We start from the raw sequence: 12,781 nt of genomic DNA on the forward strand, positions 1-12,781 counted from the left end.
GCAGGGAGAACATCATGGCCACCAAGGTGATCGGCGTTATCCTTACGTACAATCGAAAAGAACTTCTCGAACTCTGTCTAAAGGCCATTCATTCGCAGACCCGGCCATGTGACATGATCCTGGTTATCAATAATGCTAGCACCGATGGAACGCTGGAATTTCTGAAAAGTGGAAAATACCCGAATATAAAAGTTTATTCATTGAAGATAAACGTTGGTGCAGCTGGTGGCTTTAATACTGGATTCCGGCTAGCATACGATAATGGTGCTGATCATGTCTGGATGATGGATGATGATGTTATTCCTGAGTCCGATGCCTTGGAAAAGCTGCTGGTCGCTGATGAGCTGCTTGAAAGAAAGGGAATGAGCAGAAGCTATCTTCTCTCAACTGCCTATACCGAACATGGCCAGGTGACCAACACGCCACAGGTTAGTAATGCTAGGAACAGAGCGGGTTACTTTGGTTGGCCCGAACAACTTGAGCATGGCCTGGTGGCGGTCGGAAGTGGTACTTTTGTCTCGATACTAGTGCCTCGTAACACTTTGGAAAAATACGGTCTTCCTATTTCATCAATGTACATCTGGGGTGAGGATGCCGAGTTTACCTTGCGAATCACGAGGGACAAGCCCGGATATTTGGTCGGTACTAGCCGTGTCGCACATCTACGGCATGGAGGCGGCACGATCAGTATCGTCACCGAGTCAAATCCCATTAGAATCAGGTACTATAAAAACTTCATTAGAAATAATCTGTATATATCCAGAAAATACAAGACAAGGCGCCGGACAGTCTCGATCTTGTTTAATAATGTAGTGCTCGCTCTGAAAATGTTAGTGAAAAGACGGCCCCGCAAAGCCTGTATCATAGTATTGGGGCTGGTGCAAAGTTTTGGTTTTCGTCCAAAAATTGACTTTGTGAATAGTGATTACGATTATTCAAACGTCAGAGTGTCGTTTCCTGCTGCGGATTGTGAGGAAGTTGAAGCCAACAACAGTCAGGAGCGAGTGGAAGGGATTTCACAATTAGAGTATGTGCGTCAAACTTGAAGTTTATTGATGTAAAGCATGAGGGGAGGGTGAGTTATTGCAATAATAACGTCGATGGTTGAATGGGGTTTCCATATCATAATGGTAGAAAACGGTGCAAGGAAGGTATCATGCTGAGAAGTCTAAAGGAGTTATACTCACTGCTAACAAGAGAGCAGCGAAAAAAGCTCCTGAAGTTGCAGGGCCTTATCATCATAATGTCCTTTGCAGAGATTGCAGGTGTCATGTCTATTGGCCCCTTCATGGCGCTTGTGGGGGACATGACCTTGCTGGAAAACTCAGAAGGGATTGCCTCGACACTGTATCGTATGAGTGGTGTTGAAACACCTCGAGATTTTCTTTTCTGGCTGGGCATCATGGTCTTGTTGGTGTTAACAGCAGCCTCTATCGTTTCCATGTTTACGGTTTGGCGCTTATCGCTATACGGAGCAAAAGTAGGTGCAGAGTTAGGCAACAGGCTTTACCGCTACTATATGTATCAGCCTTGGCTGTATCACGCGAACACGAGCAGCAGTCATCTTACCAAGCAGATTTCACAAGAAACCCTGCGAATGACTAATTTCGTTATCAATCCATTGCTTCATATGAATGCGAAACTGGTCATGGCCTTCTTCATGGCGATTGTAATATTTCTTTATGACCCTATGGTTGCAGTTACAGGAATCACGATATTCGTTGTTTCATATTACCTTCTCTTCGTGACGGTGCGCCGGCGGCTTGTAAAAAATGGCAAGGCAATCTCGGAAACACAATCACTGAGGTTTAAGTTAATGGCGGAGGGTTTTGGCGGAATCAAAGACGCATTGCTGCTGGGGCATCAAAAAACTTTTATAGACAGATTCCAGAAACCCAGCCTGCATTTTGCGCAAGCGGCTGGCAGCAACCAGGCCATTAGTCAGGTTCCGCGGTATGCGATGGAGCTCATAGCCTTCTCCAGTGTGATCTTCTTAGTGCTGTACCTGCTGGCCACGCACAATGGCAACCTTGGCACCATTTTACCCGTGCTCTCCATTTATGCGATGGCAGGCTTCAAAATATTGCCAGCACTGCAGAAGGTCTATTCCAGTATGTCACAGATTCGCGGAAATCTAGCCTCTTTCGATGCGGTGAGGGATGACCTTTACGAAAGTTCTGAGCCAAGGGAACAGGAGCGAGGTTTAATGGTAAGAGAGAGTGCAGGGGAAAGTCTGATTCCTCATGATGTTATTCGTCTCGACAACATAGTTTTTACTTATCCCGGGACCCGTGAATTCGCCCTTAACGGTGTCAACATGGAGATTCCTGCAAATCGCATGATTGGTATTGTAGGTGCATCAGGCTCCGGAAAATCCACCATTATTGATATTCTGCTTGGCCTAATCGAACCGGATCAGGGCGATATCAGCGTCGATGGCGTCCGCATCGAAAAGCGCAACAGGCGTCAATGGCAGAATACACTCGGGTTCGTGCCACAAAGCATTTTCCTCGCGGATGCAAGTATTCGGGAAAATATCGCATTTGGCGTAGCGCCTGAAGAGATAGACGAGGAAGGCGTCATGCGTGCCGCCAGCATGGCCAATCTACACGAGCTGCTCAATGAGCTGCCAAATGGGCTAGATACTTGTGTAGGGGAGAGGGGCGTTCAACTCTCCGGTGGGCAGCGCCAGCGCATTGGCATCGCTCGGGCTCTGTATCATGACGCAGAAGTGCTTATTCTGGATGAAGCAACCAGTGCCTTGGATGGAATAACTGAGAAGCTCATCATGGAAGCCATTCATGAGATCATGGGCAAGAAAACGATCATCATGATCGCGCATCGACTTGCTACAGTTCGCCAATGCAACCGTATCTATCTTATGAAAGAAGGTAAGGTAATCGATTCAGGAAGCTACAGTGAGCTGTCCAGCAGCAATGAAATATTCAAGCGAATGGCAGCACATAGCTGAACCAGCTGAGCACGTGAAGGAGGTCTGATCATGTCACTCGGGTCAGTAACAGGCGCGGCCAATATTCCGCAAACTTCTTTGGCGGCCGGTACGCAAGCCATGGCCAATGCTAGCAAAGCAAGGGGGACAGTCGCAGCAAGGTGCAGGCCTCATAGCGTGACAACCAGCGAAATGGGCATGGCACCCTCGGGTGATCCCATTCATGATCAGCAGCAGTTGCAAACATTCCTAGATAATATTGCCACCGATGGCACGGTCGGCATAATCGAGACGGGGCATTGGTTGATTCATCGAAAGCTACGGTTGCACGATGGAATTCGCGTCTGTGGGCAAGGTATGGAAAGGACCATTCTGGAAGCCCGACCCGAGGACTGGCGTCAGGACGACTATGTCGCAATGCATCTGGACGTTGGCGAGACCCTTCATCCGCACGGAATATTTCTTTCCGACTTTTCCGTGGTTGGCGCTGATAAAAGTGCCACAGATAACGGGCCACTGATTCGGCTCGAGGGGATGTCTGATTTTTTGATAGAAAGAGTGAGGACAGTCGATGCGTCGAGTTATGGAATCTTCGTGACTGGTTATGGCATTGGCCGCTTTACTAACGACATACATAGTAATTTCTGGAATTCGACCCACCGTGGCATCATTCGTCAGTGCCGATCACTGCGAGGTCAAGTCGGGATAGGCTGCGAAGGGGGGGCGCAGAACATTCTAATCATGGGCAACCATACAGATGGTCAGGTACTCCATGGATTTCGCCTAGCCTCGGCTTATGATACTCAGCTCATAGGGAATAGTGCAAAGAACACAAGAAACGGTTACTGGATAGACCGTCACCGAGGCGTTCATGTCTTGCACAATACTGCAAGCCATGTAGAGCGAGGGTGTGTCTATGGTGGCTTCCATAAGTCGCGTGACGATGAGATTTCGACAGGTCTATGGATAATGGGAAATCAGTTCAAGTCATCGAAATCAGCTATCACTGATGCCTATCAAGGGAATAATGAAAAATACACGCGTATAGTAAAGATAAAGGACAACTATTTGCAAGGGGGAGGCATACGACTTCTCTGGTCAAGGCAGGTGGATGTTCAAGGTAATGATGGCGATGGCCGAAATGCCATTGTAACCTCTCACCAAGTCACCGGCATGATAGGAAACAATTTTATGCGCTTAATCAACAGGGCCGACGGGGTGGAAGACATCGGAAGAAACACTTCTCCTTCTATGCACTAGATTAAAGAGCTTCCTCTGTATTCGATTAAGCGCGCCATTTTCGTAGCAGTTACCTCGCTAACGAATGCCCTCGTCGAGGCTGGCTTTCCGGGTCCAGCGTAGCGTCCGACTGCGTATACGATACTAATACAGAACTGGCTAAGACGGTGCGCAATCGTACATTCGGTTGCTCGCACAACCTCTGTTGCTGCTTGAACGTCGACTAATGAAGGCCTATCTAGCCCCTTATTCGAATGCTGAATCTAAGTAGTTCAGTGGATTAGACTATGCGCGTATGAATTGAAGCACACTACCAATAATGTCCCGGCTCAACATTCAAGGATGAAAAAAATCATGCTCTTACGAATTCGTATTTCTTGTAATCTTGTGTAAGTATTATTTTAGTCCTGTAACCTTGCGCCTTGTGGTCAGTGGCTATATGGCTTTCAGATTGCGGAAGTGAAGCAGGCAAAGGATACGAATCTAGCCATGCAATAACCCTAGAGTTTCTCTGTCTCTTGGTTGCATGCGTTAGGGGATCTCGGCAAGAGCACGCGGAATGTCTCGAAAGCAAGGGAGAAGACAATGAATAAGTTCGCACGTGGTACATGCCTCGCTGTTGCGTTATTGCCATTGGGAGTGATAGGTGGGTGTGCCCTTGCGCCTGGAGGTCATATCGACTATGAAGCCCAGGAAGTCTCCTTGGATGAGCAAGTGGATATCGTTACGATTACCCCAGAGCTGATATCAATTTATCGAACTGATAACGGTACCAGTAAAGCACAAGGTGTCACTCCTGAGTTGGAACTTGAACTAGAGAATTATGAGTATCGCGTTGGTCCCGGTGATGTACTGAATATCGTTGTCTACGAGCATCCTGAACTTACTATTCCGGCGGGTGGGGAGCGAAGTGCAGAAGAATCGGGTAACATCGTTCATGCGGATGGAACCATTTACTATCCTTACATCGGTGTCGTAAAAGTCGAAGGGCGTACAATTGGAGAAATCAGAAATATCATTACCAGTCGCTTAGCGACTTACGTTACAGAGCCGCAAGTTGAAGTTAGAGTGGCTGCTTTTAACTCAAAGAAAGTTTACGTAAGCGGGGAAGTCAATGCCCCTGGAACCCAGCCCATTACAAATGTCCCTTTGACTATCCTAGACGCTATCAGCGCGGCTGGGGGAGCAACAGAAAACGCCAACTGGCATAGCATTACTCTAACCCGAAATGGGCAAGAAAGAACTCTCTCCCTTTATGAAATGCTCAAGAGGGGTGACCTTGCTCAAAATTCGCTTTTACAGCCAGGCGACGTTCTTCATATAGCGTCAGCTGAAAACCAAAATATATCGGTAATGGGACAAGTACGAAATCCCGGAAATATTACAACGGGTAGAGAGCGTATGAGCCTTACCGATGCGCTCGGTCGCGCAGGAGGCGTTGTCGAGTCTAGAGCGGAGCCTTCAGGTATTTTCGTGATTCGTGGTAATCCTGCTGGAAGCGAAAAGATGGCTACGGTTTACCAGCTTGATATTTCGAATGCCGTTGCACTCAATATGGGATCTTATTTTCCACTCGAGCCACATGATGTGGTTTACGTAACGTCGGCACCGCTGGCGCGCTGGAACAATGTTATTAGCTTGCTCCTGCCATCGATCTCACTGCCAGGTAATGTGGCGTCAACTTCCAATGAAGTGGGCGACCTCTAAAAATATAGATGCACTTATTATGGCGGATACTTTCTAGAAGTGCTTAGGAAAGTGTTCGCCATGGTCTAGAGTTTTCCGAATCATATCTTAGCGCGTTCAGAGGGATGACTGACGATGAATAGCTTGAGTTCAAATAGTCCGGTGCTACAGACCGGATCCGGCTCGGCGCCGGCCTCAAGCATGCCTCCTGGAGAAGAAAACATCGACTTGGGGCGCATGCTGGGCATGCTTGTAGACAATAAATGGAAAATTGTTTTCATAACCCTGCTTTTTGGTGTTGGAGGAGCTATATATTCGCTGTTGGCTACGCCCATTTATCAAGGCGATGCGCTGGTTCAGGTCGAAAAAACAGGGCCCAGAACGGGGGCTGATGAGGTTGCAGCGATGCTGTTACAGGAAGAGCCCATCACCGGAGCTCAGATTGAAATACTCCAATCCAGGCTCATTGTTGGCCAAGCTGCCAACCAACAAAATCTTGATATCAGCGTGACCCCTGTCGTGTTTCCCGTCATCGGCAATGCTCTTATCCGCTATGACATTACTCGTCCTGATTTCGCACAGGGAAGGCCCGAAATTTGGGGGGGGGAAAGCATTTTTGTCGAATCATTGAGCGTTGCGCCGGAGCTAGTTAACAAATCGCTGACGCTTGAAATAATGGAAGGTGGATATCGCATTTTGGGACCGGAGGGAGAAGAGCTTCTATTCGGTCGTGCTGGTGAGCGCTCCGAGTCTAACAATCCTTGGCTGGAAATCTATGTGAGCGAGATACAGGCGCCAGCAGGGGCTCAGTTCTCCTTACGCAAGCGCAGCCAGCAGGCCACCATCGATTATCTCCGAAGTCGCTTTGTCGTTGCTCAGAAAGGGGAGCGAGATACTGGGGTTCTGCAACTAGTCCTGACCGGGCCTGATATCAACGAAGTCGAGTCGTCGCTCAACGCGATTACCGAAGTCTACCTGGCCCAAAATATCGCACGGCAAGCTGCCGAAGCGGAGAACAGTCTCCAATTCTTGGACGAACAGCTGCCAAACGTACGCGAGCAGCTGGTGGAGGCGGAGAATCGGCTCAATGCCTACAGAATGGAACAGGAAAGCGTGGATCTTACTGAAGAGACGCGAAATATGCTTACTGGGATGGTGGATATCGAAAGCCGATTAAATGATCTGGAAATGCAGGAATCAGAGCTGTCACGTCGCTTCACTCCCAATCATCCAGTCTATGCCGCGCTGCTGGAAAAAAGGGCGCAGCTTGAGAGGGAGCGCGCCAACCTGGAACAGCGTACCAGCAACCTGCCAGAAACCCAGCAGCAGATTTTGCGCATGACTCGTGACGTTGAGGTCACCCAACAGATCTACGTGCAGTTGCTGAATCGTATGCAGGAACTGAACATTGCTAAGGCTGCGACCGTAGGCAACGTCAGAATTATTGACTTCGCCATGACCCGATCAAGCCCCATCAAACCAAAATCCGCCTTGATCGTCATTATCTGTCTATTGGTAGGTTGCTTGCTGGCAGTAAGCTGGATACTGCTTCGTGGATTCCTCAGCAAAGGAGTGGAAAATGCTGAGCAGCTAGAAGATATAGGCTTACCTGTCTATGCAACGGTTCCGCGATCTGCAGACCAGATGAAACTGGTCAAGCGCATCAAATATCGTAATAACAAGACTAGCCAACATGCCATAGGCAGCTTTCTCGCTAAGCTATACCCGACAGATATGGCAGTAGAGGCCATACGTGGGCTCCGTACCAGTCTGCATTTCGCCATGATGGACGCACGCAATAACGCCATCATGATTACAGGGCCCAGCCCGGGTATAGGTAAGAGCTTCGTTACGATTAACCTTGCATTCGTCTGCGCGCAAGCAGGTCAGCGAGTTTTAGTCATCGACGCGGATATGCGCAAGGGTAATATGCATTTTACCTTTAATGACAAGTCGGAGAACGGACTCTCGGAAGTCCTTTCGGGAAAACTTGCTGCCGAAAAGGCGATAAGAAGATCGGATGTGCCTGGCATGCACTACATGACCCGAGGCGTAGCACCGCCCAACCCATCGGAACTTCTAATGCGCCATAGCTTTGCTGAGATGATCGGTGAGGTGGGGAAGAACTATGATCTTGTGCTCATCGATACTCCTCCAATTCTGGCGGTCACTGATGCCTCCATTATTGGCAAGGTTGCTGGAACTTCTCTTCTCGTTGCACGTTTTGGTGTCAATCCGGTCAGGGAGGTCAAGGTTGCTGCACGCCGTCTGGCAAATACAGGCGTTCATGTTCAAGGTTGCATTCTAAATGCCATCGAGAAGACGGCAGCCATCAGTTACGGCTACGGCTATTATAGTTATTCCTACAAGTAAGGTAGAGCGATCCGCCCCAGGCTGAGAAGCAAGGATCAGTCTGGCGGCGGAGCAGACTTGTAAGTTTATCGAAATTGATATATTGAGGTGGGTAACCGTGAAGTACACGACCAAAACTGCAGATGTAGATAGCTTTCGCGGTGGACTCCGTTATATACATGGCATTACCTATACGCACGTTTGCTGGCTTACGCTATTTCTCTATCTTTACCTGTTGAGTCCATATTTTGATCTGCGAGTTGCCGTGCTTCATGGTGGGATGTTGTCGATTGTTCTTTTTCTAGGTGCTCATCCGGCTATTGCTCTTAAGGCCATACAGCAAATTCCATTGGTAGCAACCTTCATCGGGCTTTGTCTTTTTTGTTTATATAATTTAGTTGTTTTTATCTTCTATACAGAGATATTTGCCACGACCTTCTTGACATATATGTTTCAAGTCGCTCTATATATAATGCTTGGTTATGTCATGGCCTTGTCATTAATCATTAAAGCGTTGGACATGGATCAAGTCTTGACATTGATGTTTAAACTTGTGGCGTTTGTCGTTTTTGTTAATTCAATAATAATTCTCGTCGAATATAACTTCCCTCCTTTCAGGAATTTCATTGAGTCGATGCTTTATCTGCCAGAGAATTCAAACATCGATTATCTGACGAGAGAGTTTCGGCTTCGTGGAATTGCTTCCGGAGGTGCGGCTAATCTCTCATTGTTCCATGGCACAGTCTTGATACTGCTGCAGGCGCTTTATATTAAACGAAAGATTGGCTTTCTTTACTTCTTAGCTGCATCGGTGACTATTTTTACGTCGCTGTTGTTTATTGGGCGGACAGGCATTGTTGTGGCAATTATTGGAATTGTTTTGTTTCATATTCTTAATTTTATCCTTTCCAAGAACAAGTTATCGATTCGCCGAGTGTTGCTATACGCTACCATTGCTGCGACCGTCATGTCTGTTCCTCCTGTATTTGCCATCTTATTTCCCGAGAATGTACTTTCCTATTCAATTTCTTTTCTTTATCAGGGAATAGAAGGTGTTCAGAAGGAAGGCACCACAGGGGCGCTAATGAGGATGATAAATATTCCAAATGAATGGCCTAAGCTTTTATTTGGCGTGGGTGTGCATAGTGGAGACTTTGATTTGAGAGGAAGTGTGGATCTTGGCTATATGCGCATGTTCACAGCATTGGGAATCCCCGTAGCCATTGCATTCTATATCTTCGTGGCATATCTCGGTAAATGTGTATTCAGCGTTACACATTACAGAAGCTTTTGGCTCGTGTTCATGATTATTATGTTTATCGCTGAGTACAAGGAGCCTTTTATCTTTAAAGGTTATTCGGCACGGCTTATGTGGTTGGTTATCGGTGTGGGGCTCTGCTACAAATTCTCTAGTTTGCATTATTTTTATAGAAAGTCAGTCGCCGTGTAGTGCTGGAATATTATCTAAAATTGCAGTCTTTGCATAAATTTGGGGAGCTTGCCATGCACACACTTATTTCCATTATTATGCCTGTTTATAACAAGGAAAAATACATATCCCGTGCGATACAGTCTGTGCTAAATCAGACATATTCAGAGTTTGAGCTTCTCATCGTAGATGATGCTTCCAGTGATCAAAGCTTGAACAGAGTGGCGGAATTCAGCGACCCGAGAATCCGAGTGCTGCGCCGATTGAACCCCGGTCCGGGAGGTTATGCCGCTAGAAATCACGGTATCAGAGAAGCTAAGGGGACTTGGGTCGCCTTGCTCGATGCGGATGATGCCTGGTTTCCCGAGCATCTTACCCAATCGATGCGCATTGCCAGTGAATTTCCAGACATTCCGATTTTAAGCGCCGCTCGGATGAGCGAGATGGGCGGCAAGGAGAAGTTGGATCCTTTTGCAAAGCGTTTTATCTCGCAAGGCCCACAGATACTTTATTTTTCCGACTACCTTGAGTTCGCTTGCAAGGGGTTGCGGGCAATGGGTACCAATTCGATTCTTCTCAAGCGTGAGTCGCTATATCGGGACTCAATTTTTCCTGAAGGCCGTACCGACCGTTCAGGTGACCTGTATACTTGGGTGGAGTTACTGGCAAGGATGAAGCTCATGGTCTGGTCGCCTCATGTCGCTTCCATTTCCTATCGCGATGCATCCCATGTCTCGAAAAATAGCACTCCTTCGATCGAACTTTTCCGTGAAATGGTAAGTGATTTGAAGCCATATATAAGTTCTCGTGATGAAAAATATTTGCAGCTCTATGCGAACAAGATGATCAAGTACGCGTGGCTAGAAAATAAAAAACAACACATGCCCGTTTCGCTATCCCAGCTACCTAAATCTTTCTTTTGGGCACACGATCTTTTTTATTGCATGAAATGGACTCTTATTTCCATGCTTCCCTTCGGCCTGCTTGAGTCTCTGCGCAGACGCTTCCTGACCGACAAGTAACCCCTATATCGCAGATCAAAATGCATCCAAGGGTTGAATATGAAAAAGCTTTATCGGCTGGTTCCCGTTCCAATTCGTGAGCGCGCGGCTTTTGTAGTGCGCGCCGGTTATTTTCCTCAATTCAAACACCCGGTTACGTATAACCAGAAGATCAATCATAGAAAATTCAATTGGCGAAACCCGCTCTTCGTTACTTGCGCTGATAAGATTGCCGTCAAGGATTATGTCGCCGAGAAGATTGGGCGGGAATATGTGATCGAGAATGTATTCTTGGGCGATAAAATAACGAACACTGAGGCTAAATGGTTGCTAGGGCAGCATGGTGCGCTAGTCGTCAAGGCTAATCATAACTCCGGCCCCGTTCAGTTTCTCTATCCTGGAGATCGTGATGATCGCATTCAGGCGGTCTGCCAAAGTATTAATCAGCAGCTAAAGGAAGATTACGGGAAGGACAAGCAGGAGCCATGGTACAGCCATATCAAACCACGGGTACTTGTAGAGCGGAAGCTTCGGATGGATGATGGAAGTGATCTTCGCGATTATAAATTTCATGTATTCAATGGCAAGCAGGAAGGTAGCCAGACGGTTCTGTTGCACATCGATTATGACAGGCACGGTCAACCACATCGCTCCTTTTTCAGTGAATCACTTGAATGGCTTCCTTTTTCTTTGACTCATCCCTGTCTCAAAACCAGTATTGATCGGCCCGAGAGTTACGATTTGATGGTAAAGATAGCCAAGTTGCTTGCGCGTTCTTTTTCTTACGCCAGAATAGATCTTTATAACGTTAATGGAAAAATTTATTTCGGCGAAATAACTTTTGCTCATGGTGCAGGCAGGTCTAAATTTTCTTCCATCATTTACGACAAGTGGATGGGAAAGCTGTGGGAGCTTGACCCTGCCGTTTAAAGTTTGAATGTTGGTTTGTACTATTCGCTATCGGGAAAGTTTTTCGTAATGCATATACTTCATATAATCACCAGTCTTTATTCTGGTGGAGCGCAGTCGGCATTATGCCGTCTATGCTTGAACGATAGAAGTAACAGACACACCGTCGTTACCATGATCGGTGGTGGCGAGCTTGAGAGGAAGCTTGGGGACCAAGGCATTACTGTCGAGACGTTGGGGTTTACTCGCCGAGATGGGCTATTCAAGGGTTCCTTGGCGCTCTGGAGATTATTAAGGTCACATCGTCCGGATCTCGTGCAGACATGGATGTATCACCCGGACTTGATTGGCGGCCTTTGTGCTCGTCTTGCTGGCATTCGCCATGTCTGTTGGGGGATTCGTCATACCGCACTGGAATCTGGCAGGAGTTCGCGATCTTCAATATTGATCGCGCGCTTGTGCGCCTCGCTGTCGGGAATGATTCCCGCCAGGATAGTTTGCTGTGCACATGAAGCGGCTCGAGTGCATGAGGCACTTGGGTACCGGTCCGACAAGATGGTTGTGATACCTAACGGTTACGATCTTTCGGATTTTTATCCTTATGTCCTGGACGACAAGCGCTGTCGGGCCTTTCTGGAGGCCGACGAGCTTCATTTGCCCATCCTGGGGATGGTGGGACGATTCAATGCCCAGAAGGATCATAAAAATCTTCTGCGAGCATTGGCTGAGCTCAAATCACGCGGCGTGGACTTTCGCTGCCTATTGGTGGGGGCCGACCTCAATGCCGGCAATGAGATACTGGCCGAGTGGATTGACGAGCTAGGTCTGCAGAACAAAATAGAATTGTTAGGATTGCGTTCGGATATCCCGGCAATCATGAATAGGCTCGACCTGCATATTCTCTCGAGTTCCTTTGGTGAAGCTTTTCCCAATGTAATTGCCGAGGCAATGGCGTGTGGAACTCCCTGCGTCGGCACGGATGTAGGTGATACAGCGATGATTATCGGGGAGTGGGGCTGGGTTGTTCCCCCCCGCGATTCGCTGCGGTTAGCCGACGCCATTCATGCGGCCATCCAGGAGCGCGAACTATCCCCTTCGCTTTGGGCTCAGCGTCGCCGCTCCTCAGCGGAGCATATAAGAATGCATTTCACTATCGACAAAATGGTAACTGCTTTCGATAACGTGTGGTCAGGCTGCATGGAGGCCAGGAAATAA

Annotated in this window: 9 protein-coding genes; all 9 read left to right on the forward strand. The window is 47.7% G+C overall.

Translation table 11 applies throughout. The features are described from left to right. Nucleotides 1-14 precede the first annotated feature (14 nt). The 9 genes from CYJ07_RS01420 (at nt 15) to CYJ07_RS01455 (ending at nt 12,781) form a co-directional block, all read left to right on the forward strand. Entirely contained in the window at nt 15-1,046 is a 1,032-nt protein-coding gene (locus CYJ07_RS01420) for a glycosyltransferase family 2 protein (RefSeq protein WP_104201876.1), read from the forward strand. A 110-nt stretch (nt 1,047-1,156) separates the two neighbouring features. After that, nucleotides 1,157-2,971: an ABC transporter ATP-binding protein gene (locus tag CYJ07_RS01425; RefSeq protein WP_104201877.1), complete on the forward strand. Its 1,815-nt coding sequence runs from the start codon at nt 1,157-1,159 to the stop codon at nt 2,969-2,971. A 30-nt stretch (nt 2,972-3,001) separates the two neighbouring features. After that, nucleotides 3,002-4,210 carry a NosD domain-containing protein gene (locus tag CYJ07_RS20230; protein ID WP_156085457.1) on the forward strand — a complete coding sequence of 403 codons (1,209 nt, stop codon included), beginning with the start codon at nt 3,002-3,004 and terminating at the stop codon, nt 4,208-4,210. Nucleotides 4,211-4,774: 564 nt separating this feature from the next. After that, on the forward strand, nt 4,775-5,896 hold the full coding sequence (locus CYJ07_RS01430; RefSeq protein ID WP_104201878.1) for a polysaccharide export protein: 1,122 nt from the start codon (nt 4,775-4,777) through the stop codon (nt 5,894-5,896). A 114-nt stretch (nt 5,897-6,010) separates the two neighbouring features. Then, nucleotides 6,011-8,248 (forward strand): polysaccharide biosynthesis tyrosine autokinase, encoded by a 2,238-nt coding sequence (locus CYJ07_RS01435; protein WP_197038220.1) that lies wholly within the window; start codon nt 6,011-6,013, stop codon nt 8,246-8,248. A gap of 97 nt (nt 8,249-8,345) precedes the next feature. Then, nucleotides 8,346-9,677, forward strand: a complete 1,332-nt coding sequence (locus CYJ07_RS01440) for a hypothetical protein (protein ID WP_156085458.1) — start codon at nt 8,346-8,348, stop codon at nt 9,675-9,677. A 53-nt stretch (nt 9,678-9,730) separates the two neighbouring features. Continuing rightward, on the forward strand, nt 9,731-10,678 hold the full coding sequence (locus tag CYJ07_RS01445) for a glycosyltransferase family 2 protein (protein ID WP_104201881.1): 948 nt from the start codon (nt 9,731-9,733) through the stop codon (nt 10,676-10,678). Between the two features lie 39 nt (nt 10,679-10,717). Continuing rightward, complete coding sequence (locus tag CYJ07_RS01450; protein WP_104201882.1) at nt 10,718-11,587, forward strand: ATP-grasp fold amidoligase family protein; 870 nt, start codon at nt 10,718-10,720, stop codon at nt 11,585-11,587. Nucleotides 11,588-11,635: 48 nt separating this feature from the next. Then, nucleotides 11,636-12,781: a glycosyltransferase gene (locus tag CYJ07_RS01455; RefSeq protein WP_104201883.1), complete on the forward strand. Its 1,146-nt coding sequence runs from the start codon at nt 11,636-11,638 to the stop codon at nt 12,779-12,781.

This window comes from Billgrantia saliphila, from assembly GCF_002930105.1.
Taxonomy (GTDB): domain Bacteria; phylum Pseudomonadota; class Gammaproteobacteria; order Pseudomonadales; family Halomonadaceae; genus Halomonas; species Halomonas saliphila.